This window comes from Roseicitreum antarcticum, from assembly GCF_014681765.1.
Lineage (GTDB): Bacteria > Pseudomonadota > Alphaproteobacteria > Rhodobacterales > Rhodobacteraceae > Roseicitreum > Roseicitreum antarcticum.
This window is the reverse complement of sequence record NZ_CP061498.1, coordinates 1941428-1961758: the sequence shown is the minus strand read 5'-3', so window position 1 is coordinate 1961758 and position 20331 is coordinate 1941428. Positions and strand designations below refer to the sequence as shown.

The window sequence follows — 20331 nt, the reverse complement described above, 5'->3', positions numbered from 1 at the left end:
CATGACGAAACTCACCGACACCCAGACCATCATCCTCAGCGCCGGGGCCCAGCGCCCCGACAACATCGCCTTGCCGCTGCCGAAGGGGCTGCATGGTGCGGCCGCGAAGATGGCGGTTACCAAGATGATCGCACACGGTTGGCTGCAAGAGATCGACGTCGACCTGCGCCAGGGCGAACCCCTTTGGCGCGAAACCGGCGATGGTCATGGGACCACGCTGGCGGTCACTGACGCTGGACTGCTGGCCATTGGGATCGAGCCGGTGGTGGCCAAGACCGTGGTCGCCATCCGCGAACGAGCGTCTGAAACGCGCGCGCCGAAACCGCCGATCCAGCGTGCGGGCACCAAACAGTCGATGCTGATCGCGATGCTTCAAGCTCCCGAAGGTGCCACGATGGAGGCGATCATCGCCGCCACGGGCTGGCAGGCACATAGCGCTCGCGGCGCAATGTCCGGTGCCTTGGGCAAGAAGCTGGGGCTGGTTGTTACTTCGGTGAAGGAGGAAGGAAGGGGACGGATTTACCGTATCGGCGGATCCGGTTAGAAGCAGTCCGATGTCTGCTCTGGAGCCTTAAGCAAAGTGCTGAATTATCCGCATTTATTGCTCATTTCCGGTTTCTCACGCGACCCTTCCTTTCAAGGAAAACTGATCGATTCGACCTCTGCTATGAAAAAGGGGTGGTATAGATCGGTACCGTAAAAGTTGCCGCCGATCACACGGGTTGGAAGGTTGAAACCATCGAAATTTCGGAATTCGGTCAGGTCTCCGCCAAAGGGTTGCAAGCGGAAGAAGCGATCTTCATTTTCATTGCTCCATCTTTGAAAAACGACCCGCAGGGGTTGTCCGTTCTCACCTACCGTCACTTCTGCGCGCTGCTCCAAGCCTCCGTGACGCACGATGACGGCGGCAGTGTCCTGATCCACGATCTCCCATTCAAGATGGTCCCAGCCAGCGTTCGCTGCGGGCAGGAACGCGGCAGGAGTCCAGAACAGGCCTTCCCCGACCAGGCGTCCAAAAGCAGAGCGCATATGGTCAGCGTCGTGCGACACCCGGCCAACCGGTATGAGATTCAGAAGCCTGAACCGGCTCCAGCTATTTTCAGACGAATAGGCGTCGCTGCCCGTGACATGGGATGCTCCCTCAAGACGCACCTGCCACAGCAGACCGTGAGGTGGGGCAAGGATTTGGTCGGCTTCCATCGGCTGATAGTTGGGGTCCTGCCGGGAACCCAGCGAGAGTTCTCCGCCCATTCGGATCACCGCAACCGACTTGAGTTCGGTGCCGGGCAGAATTGCAAATTGAAAGAAGCGGGCGGCCGGTTCTGGCAAATCCAACACCATTTGTTCTTCGAACCGTGGCACGACCGAAGGGGACAAACGTTCCAATTTATCGTGCAGGTTTTGATCGGCACGGGAGTCCCAAACCCGTAAGGCAACCAGAACAGCAAGCCCAGTCGCGAGAATAGCGAGGAGATAGAGGAGAAGCCTGAGCAACATGAGAGACCTCTGTCTAGCGACATCACCAACGGCATTGACTTCACACTTTGTCCGAATTGCTCACTTTGACGGCCTCGAGCCGCAGTGTCAATTCGGTGCGGTCATGGCCGTCCTCCCAGTCGCTATTTCCCAGCGCCGTACGGCGACGTCGCAATAGACCGGGTCCAGTTCCATTGCGAAACACCGCCTCCCAGCGCGTTCGGCGGCAACGATCTGGGTGCCGGAGCCGCAGAACGGCTCATAGATCAGGCCGCCGGGGTCAGAGAACGCCGTCAGGACCGCCTCGACCAGCGCTACCGGGAACACCGCCGGATGGGATCCTGCGGCCCCCAATCCGCCCTTGTGGCGCATGATGCGGAAGACGCTGTCGGGGATGCGGTGGCTCTGGATCGCGTTGCCGGTGCCGGTCTTGGCGTGGACGGTGCCGTCGGCCCCGCGCAGCCCACCGCCGCCAAGGGTTTCGCCCGCGTGCTTGGACGCGACGGTCTTGTGCGGTTTGCGGGGTGCGCGGTTGAAGTGGAAAATGAACTCGTGCGATGGGGCCAGGCGGCCGTTCCAGTCGCCCGGCAGGCCGGGCCCCTGATCCCAGACATACCAGCCAAAGCGTCGCCAGCCAGATTTGCGCATCCATTCCACCCATCCTTCCCAATAGGGCTGCCACTCGCTGTCGCGATGCACGAGGCCGAGGTTGACCAGCAGTTGTGCGTCATTGGTGACCGGCGCTGCAGCGAACACACCCTGCATCAGCGCATCCCAGTCGCCGACCTTTTCCTTGGCGGCACCGTAGTCGCGTTGTTGGGCATAGGGCGGCGAGGTGAACATCAGCGTGGCAGCCTCACCCTGCATCAGCCTGGCTACGGCGGCAGGATCGGTGGCGTCGCCACAGCTGAGGCGGTGCTTGCCCAGCGCCCAGATGTCGCCCGGCTTGGTGATGGGTCCGGCGGGTGGCTCGGGGATGGCATCGGCTGCATCGTCAGAAATCGCCGGTCGGTCGTCGGCGTCGGCCAGCAAAGCGTCCAGCTCATCCTCGGGGATCCCGATCAGCCCGAGGTCGAAATCCTCTGCCAACAGCGCCTGCAATTCCTGCAGGAGCAGGGCTTCGTCCCAGCCGCCCAGCTCGGTTAATTTGTTGTCGGCGATGCGATAGGCCCGGCGCTGTGCCTCGTTCAGATGGCCCAGCACGATGACTGGGGCCTCGGTTAGTCCCAGATGGACAGCTGCCAGGATGCGACCATGGCCAGCGATCAACTCCCCGTCGGCCGCGACGAGCACCGGCACGGTCCAGCCAAACTCGGCCATGCTGGCGGCGATCTTGGCCACCTGATTGGCGTCGTGGGTCTTGGCATTCCGGGCGTAAGGCTTCAGCCGCGCGAGGGGCCAATGTTCGATCCGGCCCGGCAGCAGGGGCGCGTTCATGCCGTCAGCCTCTTCGCCTTCAACTCGGCAAAGGTCTCGCCGGTGTCGGCCAGAACGGCATTCGCGCCGGTGAACTGCTGCCAGCGTTCGATGGCCACATCAACATAGGCCGGATTCAGCTCGATCCCGAAACAGACGCGGCCCGTGGTTTCCGCCGCGATCAGCGTGGTGCCGGATCCCATGAACGGTTCAAACACCGCCTGACCCGGGCTGGAATTGTTCAGGATCGGGCGGCGCATGCACTCGACCGGTTTTTGCGTGCCATGGACCGTGGCGGCGTCCTGGTCCTTGCCCGAAATGTGCCACAGCGTGGTCTGCTTGCGGTCGCCCGCCCAGTGCCCTTTGCCGGTCTTTTTGACAGCATACCAGCAAGGTTCGTGCTGCCAGTGATAGTCGCCCCGGCTCAGCACCAGCCTGTCCTTGGCCCAGATGATCTGCGACCGGACGGCAAATCCCGCCGCTAGGAGGCTTTCGGCGACGGTTGAGCTATGCAGCGCGCCGTGCCAGACATAGGCGACATCGCCAGGGAACAGCGCCCATGCCTCGCTCCAGTCCGCCCGATCGTCGTTCAGCACCTTGCCGGTGCGTTTCGTTTTGGCCGCGCCCGCCTGATTGCGCCACGACGGGTCATACTCCACGCCGTAGGGCGGATCGGTGACCATCAGCAGGGGCTTCACATCGCCCAAGAGCCGCCCGACAACATCACCAGACGTGCTGTCGCCGCAGATCAGCCGGTGCGATCCAAGCTGCCAGAGGTCGCCCGCAACCGACACCGGCGTGGCTGGCGGTTCGGGAATGTCATCCTCGCCTTCGACCGCGCCGCCTTCCAGCTGATCGGGATCGCGCAATAAGGCATCCAGATCCTCATCGGTGATGCCCAGCAGCGACAGGTCGAAATCCTCGGCCAGCAGTCCCGCGATCTCGTCGCGCAACATTGCCTCGTCCCATTCGCCCAGCTCGGTCAGTTTGTTGTCGGCAATGCGGTAGGCGCGACGTTCGGCCTCGTCGAGATGGCTCAGCCGGATCACCGGCACATCCTTCAGCCCGAGCATGGCCGCTGCCAGGACCCGGCCATGCCCGGCGATCAGCTCGCCGTCGTCAGCCACCATGCAGGGCACAGTCCAGCCGAACTTCGCCATGCTTGCTGCGATCTTGGCGACCTGGTCGGTGCCGTGGATCTTGGCATTGCGGGCATAGGGGCGCAGCCGGTCAATCGGCCACGTCTCGATCTGGCTCGGTGCGAATACCAGGTCCATGGGGCGGTTCTCATTTGGGGTAGGGCGGGCAAGCCGATGCGCGCTGGGCGATGCCAACGTCAGGATCAGGATCCGCGATGTGGGGGAAAACAAAAGCGCCCGCGAGGGCTATCCTCCGGGCGCAATTTTTCGATTATCAATAGGTAGGTCAAGGGGGGCAGCTTTGTCAAATGAAAAAATGACGTGGATTCAATGACTTCTTACGGGGTGGCTTCCGCTGGCTGGATTCGGGCGAGGTGGCTTCCACAAACTGGCTTCCCTGGATTCCGAAAAGAATCCAGCACGCCAAAATCGCGATTCCGCAAGCCTTTGATAATGAGTCGCTTTTTTCAAAATCAAGCGGCAGGTGGATTCCGCCTGGATTCCCCGGTGAAAATGCCTGTCGCTAGAGAAATGCCGCGCTGCGCCCCCCCCGCATACGTTTGGGGCCGGGGAGGAACCATGCGAGGGGGGTCACCTGTAGGTCTGTATGGCCTGACGGTCGAGATCCCGCGCTGGAACAAGCCGGTAGTGCCGTTCTTCGACCACCCGAATCTCGTCATCTTCCAGAGTCAGTTCAAACAGGGCGATCACCTGATCCTCCATAAACTGCGCTGCAATTGCCCGACATCTAAGCCCCGGAAACTTCTGCTCTACGAAACGGATGTCCTGTGTCGTTTGAACAATACCGATCTGGTCCTTGCCGCCCTTCGCCTGTACGGGGATCACGTAGTGGCAGCCGCGCTTGTCGAGACCGATGTAGAGCTCGTCGATTTCTATCTGACCAATGCCTTTGACTGTCGTTCTGAGATGGTTTTGAAGGCTGTAGGTTGTGAGCCCCAAGAAGGTGTCGATCAGCCGATTATAGCGGACGATGGCCAGAAGGGCTTGCTCGTCATCAAGCGCATAGGCGCGAATGATCTCTGGCGTTGCGTCGGGAATAGAAACGCGAACAAGGTCTGCGCGCGGAACCACACGGTTCACGCGAACGAGTTTGAAACGATATGTCGCCCTGCCAGCGCCCTCGATAATCCATTCCATCCCTGGTGGCTGGGTGGCAAGAATATCGTCCGGAAGAGCCGTTCGGAACCTGACGGAATAGATCACGTCGCCAAGGTTCTTTGGCAACTTGATCTCAAGCGACTCTGCGCTGTGCTCCAACGCCACGCGTTCAAACTCGAACGATTCAACGCTTGCCTTATACCGGTCAAAGAAGATCTTGGAGATCAATGCCTGATAACGATTTGACTTAGCCATTGGCCACGCGCGCAGAAATGCGTTCCGCCTCGATATCGGTCTGCTTGCGTTTCTTCGCGCCACTTTTTCGGTCGCGGCCTGATTTGGGCGGCTCGATTCCGAAATGTGCAGAGGCTTTGGTAACATCCATTTGTAGTAATGCCGTTTCGCCCAACGCTATCGCTGTCGACGGCCGTGAAGGCACAATGCCCAGTGCGGCGATCACTTGACTGGCAACTGCGCGTGCCAGCGGAGGTGGCACAGCATTCCCGATCTGACGGGCTCCATGCCACTTTGTGGTATTGAAACGGAACCAGTCCGGAAATCCGTGCAAACGCGCCATCTCGCGCACCGTGATGCAGCGGTCAAACTTGAAGTGAATGGGCCGAGGGCTAGTGAAGGCCCCGCGTGCGCCGTCAGTCCCGGCGCGCAGCGTATTCGACACCCCGGTCGACGGAAGCTTGAACAATCGGCTGATCGGTTCAATCTCGCCTTGCGCTGTTTCAGAAAATCTTCGCCGGGAAATATCAGTATGGTTCGTGCGCGCGCTGGAGGTCAGGAGCGAGGGATCCCATTGACGAGGATGCCCGAAGTGCCAAGCCTCGTTTGAAAGGCAACGCATTTCGGCGGCATACGGGGAAGGCTTGCCAAGACGTCGTGGCTTGACGGAATCGCTGCCTGACAGTTCGTCAAAGATTTCTGCGTCGGGCAGATCAGCCAACGCGTCCGCGCAGCTAGGACCCCAATTCAAATCTGGATTCGCTCGCCGACCGGAGATTGCCGTTATTGCTGCCGGGTAATCGGGGAGGACCTCGCCCTTCTTGGTACCAAACAAGATAAGCCTTTCCCGTGACTGCGGCGTGCCAAAATTTCCAGCGTTCAGCACACGCCAAGGCAGCCGCACCTGATAGCCTATTTGGTCAAAGGCTGCGACCAACTCATTCAGGACTTGTTTGTGATGCCCGACTGTCAGGCCTTTCACGTTTTCGAAAACGAAGGTGCGGGCATCTAGCTCGCTGACGATCCGGACGAATTCGAGGACAAGCCGATTTCGGGGATCATCAAGAACACGATGGCCAATCATTGAAAAGCCTTGGCATGGTGCTCCACCGAAGACGCAGTCGACGGTCCGTGTTCCAAGACCAGCAGCCAGCCGAATTTCCCGTCCTGTAAGCCGCTCGACAGAGCGGGGAATTACCGCAGTCTGGGGGAAGTTAAACTTGTGTACCGCACAGTGCACCGGATCAATTTCTACAGCCGCAGCAACATCGAAGCCAGCCTGTTCGAAGCCCAGGCTCATACCGCCTGCGCCCGCGAAAAGATCTACTCCAATAGGTCTGCCCATACCATGCTCCGTTTGTTCTCATTCAAGCTACAGGCGCTAGGTAGATTTTGCCAGCGAAAGCAGATGTTTCAGCTAAGGTTCCTTAGACCATTTTTACGCACGCTTAGTCACCATGGGCTCTGATGCAGTGACCAGCACCTAGCGCACGCTCATAATCGCCCCGGTATCTAGTTTCTTGACGTAATCAACCGCGCTGCCATTCCAGTGGTAGGCAAAATGCCCGCCTTGGGTGGGGATCGGCACAACATCCGGCCAAAACGCAGCGATGCAGTTGCCACCTGGGTAACGGACACTTGGCCAGAAGATGCCGTTCGACCCGGCGCCACGCCGCTCTGCCCCGAAGATCTGAGACGCGGTGTAGTCGTCGGGGTGCAGCAGGTCATCCATTCCGGATACATCATCAAATTCGGCGTCGACCGATCCAATCAGCTCGCGGAATTGCGATGTCCAACCAGGAGCTTCGGCGGTGGCCAGCATGGTTTTCGTGTGGTGATGGATGGTTTCAGCAATCGCCACCTCTGCGCTGTCGCCCGCATAGTACAGGCCGAACGTCCCATCGCTGAACCGCCCGGGCCGCAATGGCGAGCAGTGGACAAAGGGCGCCATGACCCAGCTTGCGCCGGGCCCGGTGACACGTCGGGCCACCGGCACCTTTGCCAGATCACCGATGCTGTCACGGATGCGCGGATTGAACTTGGCTTCGGCCGAAGCCAGTGCCTCCCAATCCGCCGGATCGGCGATGTCCTCGAACAGGTCGATCGGCGGATAGATCGAGCGGATGATCCGGACGCTGCGCGGCCAGACCACGCCGCGCAGCGGCGCTGTCACCATGCGCTGCGTTCGGCATCAAGATACGCGCGCAGGTCGATCAGATCGGTAATCTCGCCGCGCATCATAACGTCGAGCGCGCTTCGGCCGCCCAGGTTGGCATTGGGTTTGCGGATCCACGCGTAGCCGCGCGCCGTGTCGCTGAAGAGATATCGCAGACCTTTGTGGATCCCCATCAGGATGGCCATGCGCGCCCGCAGATCGCGGTCGATCCGCCCGATGCCGCCGTCTTTCCAACGCGCCCATGTGCGCTGTGCCATATCGCCCAGCAGGGTGCGGGCCTCGATATCGCTGAGCTGCCACGCGCGAAACAGGTTTAAGGTGGTGCGCGCGAGGGCTGCGGCCTCCTCGTCCGTGATGGCGGGAAGGTCGGGACGGGACGCGGTAGGCTCAATCGTTGCAAACTGCATGGCAAATCCTCTTTGACATGAATATATATATTACATGCCATTTGGCAAGGACTGGTTTCTGATGCGGTCGCTGTGCGCCTATCGCCCCCAAGGCCGCACCTTGGGCATCGCAGCCGTCACCTCGACCTCCCGTAGCATAAGCCCCACCACCAACCCATCCCGTACCCAATCCAGCGCTTGCCACCACTCCTCATAACCACGCCGAGCGGAGGCGATCTGTTCCGGATGCGGTCGCCGGGTCACCGGGCAGGCCAGGACCTCCACCGTTCGCCATTTGCCCCGGCTCAGCATCCGTTCGGTGCCAACCTCCACCGACATCGACCGCTTGCCGAGCTTTTTGCGCTCGGTTTGCACCGGCACGCAACGCTGACCGACATTGGGCATCCAATCCGGGGTAAGCCCAGCGCTGGCCAATTCGGCCACTCAGACCGCCTTGTATCTGCCACGAGATCATCTGATTGCTATGGGCGACTGCTGAAAAGGACTCGGGCAAGCAGCATGATTATATGTAGCTTAATCCCGCTGTTGGTACCTCGTATAAGATCAAGTACGTGGTGTAATTCGCGCGGCAGTTCGAATGTCAGCAATCTGCGTGCCGAGTGACTGCAGGCTTTGACGCATATCATTGAACACTGGCTGCTCCGCCTCCGGATCGCTAATGGTTACGATAACTGTAAACGGTACGCCTTCTTCTGGCATAACCTCCCCAGCGCGGGTCAGATAGTCGACAAATAGCCGCCAATTCGAAGAGGGGCCCACACCTTGCGGAAAGGTCTTTGCAAGGACTTTTACCGGGCTCCATTTCAGGTCATGCTCAATTCGTTCCGCTTCCACTGCCGGTGATTGACGTCGTGGGGGAAGGTAGAGCGGTTCAAGCCGCCCGAGCCAACCTCCGTGCGCTTGCTCTTGTTGTAGCGATGCATTGATATTTACGCGAACAAACTCTGCGCCGAACCGCGCATCCAATGGTGGGGTGGAAACAAGTGTAATTTTTGCTCGGCCGCGGCACTTCCCGCTAGGGCCGACTAGGGACGCTGGCCACGCAAAACGGAAGTTAATCTGCTGGTCGCGCCTGATGCGCGATGCGAAAACGAGCGTGATCGCATGATCGCCAGTTTCTAGAATGCGATCTGCGGTTGGAGGCATACCGAAGCCGACCATATGTCGCGAAACTGGGGCGAGCGCCTTAGCCGGGAATGTCCCGACCGATGTTGAAGTTCGTTATCTGAAGGGTGGCGTTGCTCTCCCTGAGCCGTAGGCTCGGGGTGTTCAATCCAGATGGAGAGCAACACCATGAAAACATCTACCACATCCCCGCTGGCCCTGGCCAGCAAGGCCGAGCTGACGGCGGCAGTCGAAGAGGCCCGTGATGCGGTCGGGGCGAGCTTCGAGCGGTTCTGCCTGGTCGCGGGTCTCGCCAGCCTGACGCAGATGCTGGAGGAGGACGCGACGGCGCTGGCCGGGGCCCCGCATGCGCGCAGTGCCGACAAGCAGGGGTATCGCTGGGGCCGCACGCGGGGCCCGGTGGGCTTTCACGGTGGCAAGGTGGAACTGGAGCGTCCGCGGGTGCGATCAAAAACCACCGGCAAGGAGCTGTCGCTGCCAAGCTGGCAGGAAGCTGCGCAGGCCGGCTGGCTGGAGCAATGGGCGATGAGCCTGATGCTGATGAATGTCGCCACGCGCAAAGTCGGCCGCGCCGTGCGTCTGCCCGAGGCCGGGGTGCCGTCCGAGGCGGGATCGGGGCTGTCGAAATCCGCAGTCTCACGGCGGTTCAAGGCGCTGACCCAGGCGCGCATGGACGCATGGATGGCCTCTGATCTGTCTGCGCTCGACCTGCTGGTGATCCAGATCGATGGTCTGCACATGGGGACAACCTGCTGATGCTGGGCGCGATCGGGATCGATGCCGACGGCCGGAAACACCCGCTGGGCGTGGTCGAAGGCGCGACGGAGAACGCTGCGACCGTGCAGGCGTTGTTGGACAACCTGATCGAGCGTGGGCTCGAACCCGCAGTCTGTCGGCTGTTCATCGTAGATGGCGCCAAGGCCCTGACCAAGGCGATCCGCCGGACCTTTGGCGCGGACATTCCGATCCAGCGCTGCCAGGTCCACAAGGCTCGCAACATCACCGAGCGACTCAATCCCAAGCTTCACGCCGCTGTCCGCCGCGCCCTGCGCCAGGCCTGGGAGCTCGATGATGCCGACAAGGCCGAACGTCTTCTGCGCACCCTCGCGCGCCGCCTCGAACTCGAGGCGCCCGGCGTGTCGAAGAGCATCCTCGAGGGCCTCGACGAGATCCTCACCGTGACCCGCCTCGGCCTGCCGCCCGAACTGCGCCGCTCACTGGCTTCGACAAACATCGTCGAGTCTATGAACGCGGTGATCAGACAGGTCTGCCGGAACGTGAAGCGCTGGCGCGACGCGAAAATGGCGCTGCGCTGGACCGCTGCGGGCATGCTCGAGGCCGCCAAGGGCTTTCGTCGCCTCAAGGCCCACAAGCAATTGCCCGTCCTCAAGGCAGCACTGGAGAAGCATCGCTCCAAACCCGAAGACGCCGTTGACCAGGTGGCAGATGCCGCGTAACCCTGAAATCAGCAGCGTCCCCCGTCGCGCTTTTCAACATCGAGCGGGACATTCCCCCTTAGCCTGCAATGGTACCGGCATTTCAGCGTGGTGGACCAGCAAACCTATGAGGGTCTCACGAGAGACCTCTCCTTCAATGGCATGTTCGAGCACAGCAGCGGTTTTTGCCGCAAGTGGCGCAGCATAGCTAGTGCCACAACCATCAATTATCGTCCCGTCCGGCAAGATTGAGAATAGGCCGTGTCCGAGCGATGGATGGATTGATCCCGCCCCGCCGACATGGGCCAAGTCTGGCTTAACTCCCGCCCTTAAACCGGGCCCACGGCGACTGAAACGACTAGGTGCAAAGGGTACGCATCCGTCATGACCAGGTGGGTTGAGTGCGGCAACAGCCACATTGCGCGCGCTTTCTGCAGGCGTAAGCAAGCCGTCATTGCGGGTGTTGACCAGGCTGGCGAGAGCTGAAGTGGCATCTGAAGGCCACTCCGCGCGGACATCTTGAGGCTGGATATTGCCAGCTGAGATGAACACCACCGCGTTATTAACCTCTGCTATCTGGTCAAGCCGCGCAGCGTGTGGGCTGTATCAATCCGGGGCAGCCGGTTGAAGAATATTGAGGCTCATATTGAACACTCGGACACCGTGACGCGCCCGAGCATCCGAGACAGCTGACTCCATCTCATCAAAGAACTGAGGTAGGCCTTCGGGATAGTAAGAAGCGAAAGCTCCTGTCCTTCGGTCACTCGGAAACACAGCGACGTCGACCAGCTCTGCGCCATCGTGCTCCGGACAGGTTTCCACTCCATTTAATGCGGCACCAACCGCGGCAAGACCACCGATGAATGTTCCATGGGCAAGATCAAGATCTTCGTCGGCAAGAATATCCCAGCGGTCAATAACCCAGTCTGACAGCGCTGCGCTGATGCCACCATCAATTATGCCCATACGGGGATGAGTGAGTCTGCTGTCGCGAATTGGAATATTTGCACTAGTTGGGCGGCTGCGAGGGATTGATGCTGTCAGACCGGTCGCTCTTACTACGATCCCAGGAAGTTCAATCCGTCTCACTAGTGGATGGCCATCGAGAAACGTAAGCAACTGTGCGTGGCGATCAACGTCTGGGTTGAAAACAGCCAATTCGCGTCGACGCTCGCTTACAGAGCTTTCATTCAGTCGCAGTGCGGGTTGATCGCTCGACTGTTCCAGCCGAACGGAAAGGATCGCTTGCCTATTCTTGTGACTTGGTAGTCTGTCAACGGAAAGCCCGCGTTCAAGGGCATTGAAGCCAGAAACGAAACTTTCTGCAAGGCGCCGATGACCATCATCTAAGCGATCCCATTCGGAACGTGGCGGAGGACTATCAAACAACTCGACCTGATAGCTGCTGCCAGTGATGGGGTTCGACAGCCAAGCGACGGCCTCCTCGACCGAAAAATTACGCCGGTCCGCCGGTCCGTAGAGTTCGACCCGATCAATGGCGCCGGTCTCGCTCTTGCGCGCTGATGGATTTGGCTCATCCTTTTGTCGCCTTTCGTTGAACCGCATTACGGTATTGGTCTCAGCTCTGGCAATCTCAGCCACGACCTGGCGGAGTGAGTCGGGTCGAGCCTCAACAATCATGACGCCGAGATCGCCACCGCCGACAACGGGGATGCGATCACCGCGAAACAAACTTGCGACTGGGCGGTGAGATTTGGCCCAAGCTTCTCGCCGCAAGATGACTTTCACAAAGCCGACGTCTCCTTGCGCTTGGGCAGCTAGGACGTCTGAAATTGTATTGAGCTGACTTACGATGGCATTTCTGTGAACCACAAATTCTGCATCGCGGTGAGCAAAAAAATCTTTTCGTCCGCCACCACCGCCAGCTTCGCGTGCTTCCTCATAATTTTCTGGATTAAATACAATTTGGATAGGGCTAGCCATTCAGCACCTCACCTTCGCCGAGCTTAGCTGCTCGGCCGATCTGACGGCTCACGGTAGATTTGTCCCTACCAGCAATTTCGCCAATATCTGCCATAGAGAAGTTGAGAATAGGATCATCCCGCATAGCACGAAACAAACGACTAGAGTCGTCGAAGAGTAGGGCACGACGCTCACTTTGGACACGAGCGGCGTTTAAGGTGGCGAACTGGCGCAAGGTGTCGAGCAGCCCCCGCCTGTCCACTTCTGGAACTGTAGTCGCCTTCTTATAGGTACGCACCAAGGACTCGACTTCTGCCCCTGTTGAGCCCTCTGTGAACCAAGAAATCAGCCGCAAATGGATATCTGGAGCTTCTACAGGAGGCATGAAATGTGCAGCAATTTCCTGTCGCATCCTGAAGTCAGGTTTTGGAATTTCGAGTTGAACTTCGAACCGCCGCCATACGGCTGAATCTAAAAGCTTGGGATGGTTGGTAATCCCAATTGTGAAGCCAATGTCACGGCGTACATCAAAGTTTTGCAAGAGCGCATTCACAACCCGCTTAATCTCGCCGACTTCTTGTGGATCATCGCGAACCTTGGCAATTGCGTCAAACTCGTCAAGCAGGAGAATGCAGCGATACCGGTTTGCGAATGTGAATAGATTGCCGATGTTACGCGCGGTCGCACCCAAAAACGAAGATACTAAGCCATCCAACTTCACAAGAACAACAGGAAGGTCGAGTTGCTGGGCAATCCAAAGCGCCAGCCGCGTCTTTCCCGTACCTGGCGCTCCAAAAATAAGGCAGGTTTTCGATGGTCGGATATCGATCTCGGACAGGGCTTCAAAATTAGCCCATTCGTCGATGATTGTACCAATAGCTTCGCTAACTGTCTGGTTGAAAAGCGGCGCAGCGGGCTCAATATCCGATGGAAAAATCACTTCCGCAAGCGCGGCGGCTGTTTCTCGATCAACGGGAACGGGCGTGTTGCGTGTCAGGGTCTCTCCCAAAATCTGAGCCTTCGAACGCTCGATGCGGCTCGGCGAAAGCTCCTTCGAGCGATCGGCTGTAGTCAGGATGCTGGTAAGCGCACCTGACTGCTTCGTATCCCCGTCCTTGGCCAACGCATCACGCAATCGCTCTATTTGCTTGCGGAGAGCCGGTGACGCATCGGCAATAGCAGCTCGGCAAAGAGCCTGCACGATTGTAAAATGATCCATTTTCTTCCCTGTGCGCCGATTGCGCGATAAAGTGTGTAAGTTGCGTATATCTCAAGATTTGGTGCATGACAATAAGATTTGGTGCGCATAACGGACAAATGATGCATTTCTTAGCGGACAGGTTGCAGTCCTCAAGTGGCTGGAAAAAGGACAGATGCCACAAAACTGGGATCAACTTATGACGCGCTGGATGGGGCGGCGGCATGTATCCATGGTCGAGCTCTAGGCATCGCCCCCGTCACCTCGACCTCCCGCAGCATTCCTCCCACCATCAACCCATCGCGCACCCAATCCAGCGCCTGCCACCAATCTTCATAGCCACGCTGAGCAGACGCGATCTGTTCCGGATGCGGCCGCCAGGTCACCGGGCAGGCCAGGACCTCGATGGTGCGCCATTTGCCACGGGTGAGTACGCGTTCGGTGCCAACGACAATTGTCGTCGACCGCTCGCCGTGCTGATTGCGCTTGGTTTCCACCGGCACGCAGCGCGGGACGACGCCAGGCATCCAGTCCGGGGTCAGCCCGGCGCGGGCCAGTTCCGCCACGCGGATCGCCATGCGAATGCCGCCGAGGCTGTCGGGCATGCCCGCGACAGTGGCGGCAATCACCTCGGCGTCCGCATGGGTGTAACTGCCCATTTTGTGCTGACCGCCGTCCACCTTACAGCCCAGCGCCCCACGCTGCATTAGGACGTACTCGAGGCCGAACCCAAAGCCTTCTTCGACCACATCCTTTGGCGGGGGCAGTTCCAGCTGCGCCTTTTCCACCCTGAACGCCCATTCCAGTGCTGCCTGCACGCCGAGCGCGCGTTTAATCTTCGCGCCACCGGCGCGGCCGATCCGTCCCTGCATGCTCATGGCAGCAATCCTTCAAACAAATTCATCTGTGCTGGGCGCTCCGGCCCCTCGCTGGGCTGCCAGATCCACTGGCCGGAGGCCGTGGGCAGTTGCGAGAGTGCGCCACGCATGCGCTGCTGCCAGTGGGTGAACTCCGTTTCCGAGCAGGCGCAGAGCGCGTGCCCGATGGGCCAGCCCATCAGCCATCCGACGAAGAGAGGATTCAGCCGCCGCCGTGCCCGGGCTTTCAGAATCCGCCGCGAGACGACCTGCCCATGCGAGGCAATCAGATAGGCCCAGAGCGGGCGCGAGATCGGGGCGTGCGGTGAGGATTGTCGCCCATGCGGCGTGATCACCGGGTCCGGGTGGGTGAAGCCCTGTTCCGCCCGGTAGTGCAGGATATCCATCCGGCTTTTGCCATCGGCACGGGTGATGCTGGCCGGGCTGCTGCCCTTCCAGTTCTGCGCGGCCGGTGTCGGCCACTGAATCGCTTGCGCGCTCAGCTTCGGCTCGCCCCGGCTGTTGATTTTGCCGCGCAGCCGATCCATCTGGTCGTCCGCCACTGGCGTCTGCCATTGGGCCGCCTGCGCTGGGAGTGGCGGCATCCCGCCCGATCCATAGCTCTGGCCCGGGCCGCCCTTCGCGCCATCGGTAGCTTTCGGCGTCGACCAGTTCGCGATGCCCAGCGCCAGTGCCTCGGCTTTGCGAGCGAAGTCGCTGTTCCCCGCTGCATTGTAGCGGGTCGTGCCGGGATGCAGGCTCATCGGTGTGGGCCAGGATGAAGATGCGCATCCGCTGGTGCGGCGCGCCGACTTCTGCCGCAGAGAACAGGCCCGCCGCAGGCGCGTAGCCCATGTCCCAAAGGTCTCGCAGCACGGTCTCAAGACCGAGGGTGACGTGGCCGGGGACGTTTTCGAGAAAGACCCATGCGGGTCGGCATTCCCCGATGACGCGGGCAACATCTGGCCAGAGGTGGCGGGGATCGTTGGCCCCTTCGCGTTTGCCAGCGGCGCTGAAGGGTTGGCAGGGATATCCGGCGAGGACGATGTCGAAGGCCCCGCGAAAGGGACGGCCGTCGAAGCTGCGCAGATCGTCCCAGATCGGCGCGGGCGCGAAATACCCTGCGCGCTGGGCGGCGATGAGCACAGTTCGGGGCCAGTCTTCCCATTCGACAAAGGCACGCGTGTGATAGCCGGGCTCGGCGAGCATGAGGCCCAGATCAAGGCCTCCGCCGCCTGCGCAGAGGGACAATCCGTGCCGGGGACGAGACACCATGCCATTCACAGGATCCCCCGCTGACGCAGCCTGTCCGTCGTCACCAGCTTGCGGGCCAGCATCGCCTCGCAGATGGCGTTGCTGATCATGCTGGGGGGCAGGAATTCGTCCGAGTTCACCTTGGCAGCATAGAACGCCGCCAGTTCATCCGGGCTGGCTGTCGGCTTGCCTTGCGCCTTTCGGCTGCGCTTGGCCTTGCCGCCACTGGCATCTGCGGCGGCCTGCGCATTGCGCTGGGCTGCGCGCTCCATGAACCGATCCAACGCCTTGGGTCCATCGGGCGGGTTCGGATGGTCACACCGGGTCTCGGTCGCGATCTCGATGACCCGATCCTCAGACAATCCGAGGTCATCGAGCCAGCGGCGCACGTTCAACCGAGCGGGTTCGCCCTGCCACCAAGCCGGGAGGGTCGCGTTGGCGGCAAAGCCCAGCGCGCCCAGTAGCTCTGCGAAGAACCGATCAAAATCGGTCTCGCGCGCCTGCGCGTCCTCCTCCTCCTTTACAGGTTTACTTAAAGGTTCTCTTACAAGGTTAGTGTCCGGAGTCCGGACACGGCTTGGGTCATTTTCCGGACACGGGTCGGGACGAAATCCGGACACGGCTTCGGCGTCAATCCCGTGTCCGGATTCTGGACATGGATCAGCCTCAACGCTGGTATTGGGGTCGATTTCACCAGCTGTGTCATCGCTGTGATCAACGGGCGCAAACCCGTGTCCGGTTTCCGGACATGGAACCACACCCGCCGGTGTGAAGCCCCGCTCAAAGCCCAAGATGTAGCGGGTGGGGAGCTGGCGCTTGGTCACCGGATCAATGCGCGGCACGCGGCGCAACAAGCCTCCAGCCTCCAGCTGGCCGAGGTGTTCATTCAGTGTCGAGCGGCTGATCTCGCAATCATGGGCCAGCCGCGCCTGTGAGGGGAAGCAGCCGTAATCCGGGTTGAACCGGTCGCACAGATGCCAGAGCACGATCTTGGTGGTGGGTTTTAGCCCGCGCTGCTTGATGGCCCAATTGGTGGCTTCATGGCTCATGGCGCGGACCTCCCCGCGCAAGCGGCCATGCGCGTGGTGAAGCCGTGCTCTGTCAGCGCGCCCAGCGCGTCGTCGAGACTGCGCACCAGCGCCCAACCAAAACCCTGCGCCAGCACCGCATCGCGAAACGCCTCCTGCGCGGGGCGCAAACGACCCTTTGGGGCTTTCAGCTCAAGGAACAGCACACGGCTGTCGCAGATCACCATCAGATCGGCGAATCCCGCATGGACGCCCATGCCGACGAGGATCGCCTGACGCTTGGCCCCGCGAGGTCCGGGTTCAGACACCTCATTGGCGCAGTGATGGATGATGGCTGTGCGGGGCAGAACGGTGCGCAGCGCTTGTACGACCGCACGCTGCAGATCGGCTTCGGGGGTGCCACGGCGGTTCATTCCCCTGCCTCCCCGTTGCTCTCACGCTGGGCCTGCCGGATCGGCCGCCGCGCGTCGATCACCACCAACAGCGCGCGGGCATCTTTGCGTTCACCGTCGGTCTCGCCATGCGCGGCCAGAACATTGCAGGCGAGCCGGATCAGGTGATCGGAATGATGCGCCACATCGGCGATGACGGCGCGTGCTTCAGCCACGCGGTCAGCGGGCCATAGGGCGGGGAGTTTCAGGGTCATGACCGCCCCCGCGATTTGCGCACCGGATGCACCTGTTCCTGCGCGCGGATCCAGTCTTGAACGGCGGCCCTACGGTAGAACGATTTGCGTCCTATGCGTGTGCAGGGTGGCCCCTGGCGGCGCGCCTCCCATCTGGCGAGCGTGTCGGATGTGATGCCCAGCTCGTCCGCCAACTGCTCGCGGCTGATCCAGTCCGCCAGCAGGTTCAACGGTTCTTGCGGGACTTCAGGTTGGGGTTGTTTCATGGCTGCTCTATTTTCCTCTGGCCCCTCTCTTGGAGGCAGGGACAGCGAAGCAGAGCGCGCGGGGCGGAAGACAGGCGGAAGGTGGAATTGAAAGCCGCTGACCAATTCCGGTCCATGTTGCATTGGGGTTTCAGGCTATCCCGGGTTGAGTGCGAGACCGCCACTGCGCGCCTGACATTTTCAATATCGGAAGGCTTTATGCGCTGATCACAGGACCAAGCTGCTCGCTCATCCTGGCAGGTCAAATTGGCTGGCACTGAACAGTGATTCGCGGGATTTGCGCGGTGCGGAATTGACGGAACGACCAATTCCGGTCCCGCGCTGCCGACATTCAACGGCACTCAACAGTTTGTTACGGCAACCGGCTGCATAGGCCGACTATCACGGGTTCGTGATTGCGTGCTCACCCATAGGTTGGGTATTCTGGCAATGAGCAGCAAACAAGAATCGAAAAACACGAACACAGCCAGGTGCCAGCATCTTGTACGATGCTGTTCTGGCCCACAGACGGTTTTCCTCGAGACAAGGCTCAGCAGCCAATCCACCCGCATGCATTGCATCGCGGGCTTTTTAATTCCGCATTCCGACGGTTTTGGCCGAACGAAGTCGCATGTCTGAAAGGATTCTATCTATGCCACTACCGCCAATCGCCTTTTACTCGATCTATGAACTTTCAGCGCGCTGGGGCTGTCCTCCTGCCGATGTCGCGGGCTGGGCCGCAGCTGGGCATTTTCAGGTTTTGGCGGGCATCCCGCCTGTCAGCTGTGGCGATGAGACCGTCGCGGGGCTGGTCGAAGTTCCGATTGCCGAGCTGATGCCAATGTTCCGTCGCTATGGACCCAGCGATGAACTCTGCCGCCTGAAGCGTGTCCTGCCGCCCGGAAGCAAAGCCTGGCTGAAAGTGACCGATCCCCCTGATGGCATCCCGCTTCGCTCGACGGATCTGTTGCTGGCAGCGCATTCGGTGCAGGAGTTCGAGGAGGAACGCGATTTGCTGCGCCGCCCGCCCACAAACACGGGGGCTGCGCCGCGCTATGATTGGGATGCGATGTACGCGTGGTTGACGTGGTTTTTGTTCGACAAGGGCGTGCCCGAGACGCAAACGGCACTGGTCGCGCTCGTACAGGACTGGTTCGTGCAAAATTCACGGTCGGGGGATGTCCCGGATGAAAGCACGATCCGCAAGCGGCTTGCCCCACTTTGGCGCAAACTGCGCGGTGAGGAAACGGTGTGAGGGTCACGCCGACTTTGGCAGCCCGCCTTCATCCTGCGCTGCACCGTGCACAAGGCGCGGTCGCGGACGCAAGATGCTGGCCACGGTGTCAACGCCAGCGCGCAGCGGAGAGTCCATCAGATGGGCGTAGCGCTGCGTCGTTTGCATCTGGCTATGGCCCAAAAGCCTGCCGATCATTTCCAGTGATGCGCCGCCGCTGACCAGCAGGGAGGCGAAGGTGTGACGCAGGTCGTGAATGCGCACATCGGGCAGATCCGCCTCATACTGGACGCGTGCCCAGAAGCGGCGGATTTCGCGCACCGGCTGGCCAACGGTCTCACCGGGGAACAGCCATGGGTTGCCGTTTGGGACGATCAGCTGGCGTTGACGCAAGATGGTCACGACCTCCTGCGAGATCGGCACGCGGTGGATCTTGCGCTGCTTGGTGGTCGCGGCGGGCTTCGACCAGATTGCGTAGTCAAGGTTGAACTGCTCAAATCGCGCGGTGCGCACCTCGCCCACGCGCGCGCCGGTCAGCATGCACATGCGGATGATCGCAGCGCCGCGCTGATCCTCGGCGTTGTCCAGAACTGCCGCGATGCGGGTCAGTTCCTCGGGGCCGAGAAACCGCTCGCGGGCCTGTTCGATGCGCCGGTGGAACCCTTGCGCCGGATTGTCAGTGCGCCATTCCCATTCCATCGCCAGCGTGAACATCTTGCGCAGGACTTCACCCATGCGGTTGGCCCGGATCGGGGTCGGCTTGTGGCCCTGCAGCTTGCGCGCGCGGTTGTTGGGTTTTGCCTTGCTGGGGCGGGGACGACCCTCGGCCACGAAATCAAGGAACCGCGCCACGTCAGACTTGGTGATCTCGGTCACCAGCTTGTTGCCCCAGGCCGGTTCCAGCATCTTCCGGAGCATCGAGATCTGATCACCGGCATTGTTCTTTGCCAGTTTCGGCAGATGTTCCGCAATGTAGCGGTCGATCATGTCTTTCACACGCGGGGCCTCGCGAAAATCCTCGCGTACGGCCAGAGGATCGCGCCCCTCGTCGATGGCGCGGCGCAACTCCTTGGCGCGTTCGCGGGCAGCAGTGACGCTCCAATCCGGCCAGCGCCCGATGTTCATGCGCCGCTGCCGCCCCGCATGACGATAATCGATGGTGAACGTCCGCGCGCCTGAGGACTGGACCCTCACGGCAAAGCCGATCACCTCGGTGTCGAAAATCTGATAGCTGACGCCCGGCCGCAGCTCAGCATTGCGCAGGGCTTTCTCATTCAGTTTCAGTCTGTTGACCATATACTCTGCCTCCTTGTCCTGCGACACAGGCGTAGATCTGCGCCCTTATCAAGTCACAGCATACGGCAGAGGGTGGAAGACAGGCGGAAGGTGGAATTGAAGTGGGTGGGGCTATTCCAGATTAAGAGATCAATGGGTTAAGC

At 60.5% G+C, this 20331-nt stretch carries 20 protein-coding genes and 3 pseudogenes; 3 read left to right on the top strand and 20 right to left on the bottom strand.

Annotated elements, in window-relative coordinates:
• Position 1: 1 nt before the first annotated feature.
• A complete protein-coding gene (locus H9529_RS09355) occupies positions 2–544 on the top strand; it encodes a DUF3489 domain-containing protein (RefSeq protein ID WP_092892629.1) in 543 nt (180 codons plus the stop codon).
• A 92-nt stretch (positions 545–636) separates the two neighbouring features.
• Here the strand turns inward: H9529_RS09355 and H9529_RS09350 are convergent, their stop codons facing one another.
• The 9 genes and pseudogenes from H9529_RS09350 to H9529_RS09310 form a co-directional block, all read right to left on the bottom strand.
• Positions 637–1497: a DUF6544 family protein gene (locus H9529_RS09350; RefSeq protein ID WP_092892627.1), complete on the bottom strand. Its 861-nt coding sequence runs from the start codon at positions 1495–1497 to the stop codon at positions 637–639.
• 87 nt (positions 1498–1584) lie between these two features.
• On the bottom strand, positions 1585–2913 hold the full coding sequence (locus H9529_RS09345; RefSeq protein WP_092892625.1) for a site-specific DNA-methyltransferase: 1329 nt from the start codon (positions 2911–2913) through the stop codon (positions 1585–1587).
• Entirely contained in the window at positions 2910–4169 is a 1260-nt protein-coding gene (locus H9529_RS09340) for a site-specific DNA-methyltransferase (protein ID WP_092892623.1), read from the bottom strand. The genes H9529_RS09345 and H9529_RS09340 overlap by 4 nt, the downstream gene beginning before the upstream one ends.
• A gap of 453 nt (positions 4170–4622) precedes the next feature.
• Positions 4623–5405: an endonuclease gene (locus H9529_RS09335; protein ID WP_092892621.1), complete on the bottom strand. Its 783-nt coding sequence runs from the start codon at positions 5403–5405 to the stop codon at positions 4623–4625.
• On the bottom strand, positions 5398–6729 hold the full coding sequence (locus H9529_RS09330; RefSeq protein ID WP_092892619.1) for a DNA cytosine methyltransferase: 1332 nt from the start codon (positions 6727–6729) through the stop codon (positions 5398–5400). The genes H9529_RS09335 and H9529_RS09330 overlap by 8 nt, the downstream gene beginning before the upstream one ends.
• 138 nt (positions 6730–6867) lie before the next feature.
• On the bottom strand, positions 6868–7560 hold the full coding sequence (locus H9529_RS09325; protein ID WP_092892617.1) for an RES family NAD+ phosphorylase: 693 nt from the start codon (positions 7558–7560) through the stop codon (positions 6868–6870).
• On the bottom strand, positions 7554–7967 hold the full coding sequence (locus H9529_RS09320) for an MbcA/ParS/Xre antitoxin family protein (RefSeq protein ID WP_092892615.1): 414 nt from the start codon (positions 7965–7967) through the stop codon (positions 7554–7556). Before H9529_RS09320 ends, H9529_RS09325 begins: the two co-directional genes overlap by 7 nt.
• A gap of 78 nt (positions 7968–8045) precedes the next feature.
• Positions 8046–8390 (bottom strand): annotated as a pseudogene (locus H9529_RS09315) (hypothetical protein); the annotation flags it as partial.
• A 120-nt stretch (positions 8391–8510) separates the two neighbouring features.
• Positions 8511–9113 carry a hypothetical protein gene (locus H9529_RS09310; RefSeq protein WP_218132187.1) on the bottom strand — a complete coding sequence of 201 codons (603 nt, stop codon included), beginning with the start codon at positions 9111–9113 and terminating at the stop codon, positions 8511–8513.
• Positions 9114–9260: 147 nt separating this feature from the next.
• Here H9529_RS09310 and H9529_RS09305 point away from each other — a divergent pair.
• Positions 9261–10549: pseudogene (locus H9529_RS09305) on the top strand (IS256 family transposase).
• 33 nt (positions 10550–10582) lie between these two features.
• Here H9529_RS09305 and H9529_RS21340 read toward each other — a convergent pair.
• The 10 genes and pseudogenes from H9529_RS21340 to H9529_RS09265 all read right to left on the bottom strand — a co-directional run bounded on the left by H9529_RS21340 (position 10583) and on the right by H9529_RS09265 (position 17679).
• Positions 10583–11104, bottom strand: a complete 522-nt coding sequence (locus H9529_RS21340; protein WP_223814366.1) for a S8 family serine peptidase — start codon at positions 11102–11104, stop codon at positions 10583–10585.
• Positions 11105–11134: 30 nt separating this feature from the next.
• Positions 11135–12472, bottom strand: a complete 1338-nt coding sequence (locus H9529_RS09300; RefSeq protein WP_218132190.1) for a S8/S53 family peptidase — start codon at positions 12470–12472, stop codon at positions 11135–11137.
• Complete coding sequence (locus H9529_RS09295) at positions 12465–13670, bottom strand: AAA family ATPase (protein WP_092892745.1); 1206 nt, start codon at positions 13668–13670, stop codon at positions 12465–12467. The genes H9529_RS09300 and H9529_RS09295 overlap by 8 nt, the downstream gene beginning before the upstream one ends.
• Positions 13671–13846: 176 nt before the next feature.
• Complete coding sequence (locus H9529_RS09290) at positions 13847–14527, bottom strand: hypothetical protein (protein ID WP_092892743.1); 681 nt, start codon at positions 14525–14527, stop codon at positions 13847–13849.
• Complete coding sequence (locus tag H9529_RS20740; protein WP_223814112.1) at positions 14524–15270, bottom strand: DNA methyltransferase; 747 nt, start codon at positions 15268–15270, stop codon at positions 14524–14526. Before H9529_RS20740 ends, H9529_RS09290 begins: the two co-directional genes overlap by 4 nt.
• A gap of 55 nt (positions 15271–15325) precedes the next feature.
• A pseudogene (locus tag H9529_RS20735) lies at positions 15326–15715 on the bottom strand (DNA cytosine methyltransferase); the annotation flags it as partial.
• Between the two features lie 71 nt (positions 15716–15786).
• Positions 15787–16809, bottom strand: a complete 1023-nt coding sequence (locus H9529_RS09280; RefSeq protein ID WP_092892739.1) for a helix-turn-helix domain-containing protein — start codon at positions 16807–16809, stop codon at positions 15787–15789.
• Complete coding sequence (locus H9529_RS09275) at positions 16806–17201, bottom strand: VRR-NUC domain-containing protein (RefSeq protein ID WP_092892737.1); 396 nt, start codon at positions 17199–17201, stop codon at positions 16806–16808. Before H9529_RS09275 ends, H9529_RS09280 begins: the two co-directional genes overlap by 4 nt.
• Positions 17198–17434: a hypothetical protein gene (locus H9529_RS09270; RefSeq protein ID WP_092892735.1), complete on the bottom strand. Its 237-nt coding sequence runs from the start codon at positions 17432–17434 to the stop codon at positions 17198–17200. Before H9529_RS09270 ends, H9529_RS09275 begins: the two co-directional genes overlap by 4 nt.
• Entirely contained in the window at positions 17431–17679 is a 249-nt protein-coding gene (locus H9529_RS09265) for a helix-turn-helix transcriptional regulator (RefSeq protein ID WP_092892733.1), read from the bottom strand. Before H9529_RS09265 ends, H9529_RS09270 begins: the two co-directional genes overlap by 4 nt.
• 631 nt (positions 17680–18310) lie before the next feature.
• On the opposite strand from H9529_RS09265, the gene H9529_RS09260 reads away from it, so the two are divergent.
• Positions 18311–18913, top strand: coding sequence for a hypothetical protein (locus tag H9529_RS09260; RefSeq protein ID WP_092892731.1), 603 nt, complete (start codon positions 18311–18313; stop codon positions 18911–18913).
• A 3-nt stretch (positions 18914–18916) separates the two neighbouring features.
• Here H9529_RS09260 and H9529_RS09255 read toward each other — a convergent pair whose 3' ends face one another.
• Positions 18917–20188, bottom strand: coding sequence for a tyrosine-type recombinase/integrase (locus H9529_RS09255; protein WP_092892729.1), 1272 nt, complete (start codon positions 20186–20188; stop codon positions 18917–18919).
• Positions 20189–20331 lie beyond the last annotated feature (143 nt).

Coding starts and splice junctions, on each gene's coding strand:
- H9529_RS09355 (WP_092892629.1), top strand. CDS start 2: ATGACGAAACTCACCGACACCCAGACCATCATCCTCAGCGCCGGGGCC.
- H9529_RS09350 (WP_092892627.1), bottom strand. CDS start 1,497: ATGTTGCTCAGGCTTCTCCTCTATCTCCTCGCTATTCTCGCGACTGGG.
- H9529_RS09345 (WP_092892625.1), bottom strand. CDS start 2,913: ATGAACGCGCCCCTGCTGCCGGGCCGGATCGAACATTGGCCCCTCGCG.
- H9529_RS09340 (WP_092892623.1), bottom strand. CDS start 4,169: ATGGACCTGGTATTCGCACCGAGCCAGATCGAGACGTGGCCGATTGAC.
- H9529_RS09335 (WP_092892621.1), bottom strand. CDS start 5,405: ATGGCTAAGTCAAATCGTTATCAGGCATTGATCTCCAAGATCTTCTTT.
- H9529_RS09330 (WP_092892619.1), bottom strand. CDS start 6,729: ATGGGCAGACCTATTGGAGTAGATCTTTTCGCGGGCGCAGGCGGTATG.
- H9529_RS09325 (WP_092892617.1), bottom strand. CDS start 7,560: ATGGTGACAGCGCCGCTGCGCGGCGTGGTCTGGCCGCGCAGCGTCCGG.
- H9529_RS09320 (WP_092892615.1), bottom strand. CDS start 7,967: ATGCAGTTTGCAACGATTGAGCCTACCGCGTCCCGTCCCGACCTTCCC.
- H9529_RS09310 (WP_218132187.1), bottom strand. CDS start 9,113: ATGCCTCCAACCGCAGATCGCATTCTAGAAACTGGCGATCATGCGATC.
- H9529_RS09300 (WP_218132190.1), bottom strand. CDS start 12,472: ATGGCTAGCCCTATCCAAATTGTATTTAATCCAGAAAATTATGAGGAA.
- H9529_RS09295 (WP_092892745.1), bottom strand. CDS start 13,670: ATGGATCATTTTACAATCGTGCAGGCTCTTTGCCGAGCTGCTATTGCC.
- H9529_RS09290 (WP_092892743.1), bottom strand. CDS start 14,527: ATGAGCATGCAGGGACGGATCGGCCGCGCCGGTGGCGCGAAGATTAAA.
- H9529_RS20740 (WP_223814112.1), bottom strand. CDS start 15,270: ATGAGCCTGCATCCCGGCACGACCCGCTACAATGCAGCGGGGAACAGC.
- H9529_RS09280 (WP_092892739.1), bottom strand. CDS start 16,809: ATGAGCCATGAAGCCACCAATTGGGCCATCAAGCAGCGCGGGCTAAAA.
- H9529_RS09275 (WP_092892737.1), bottom strand. CDS start 17,201: ATGAACCGCCGTGGCACCCCCGAAGCCGATCTGCAGCGTGCGGTCGTA.
- H9529_RS09270 (WP_092892735.1), bottom strand. CDS start 17,434: ATGACCCTGAAACTCCCCGCCCTATGGCCCGCTGACCGCGTGGCTGAA.
- H9529_RS09265 (WP_092892733.1), bottom strand. CDS start 17,679: ATGAAACAACCCCAACCTGAAGTCCCGCAAGAACCGTTGAACCTGCTG.
- H9529_RS09260 (WP_092892731.1), top strand. CDS start 18,311: ATGCCACTACCGCCAATCGCCTTTTACTCGATCTATGAACTTTCAGCG.
- H9529_RS09255 (WP_092892729.1), bottom strand. CDS start 20,188: ATGGTCAACAGACTGAAACTGAATGAGAAAGCCCTGCGCAATGCTGAG.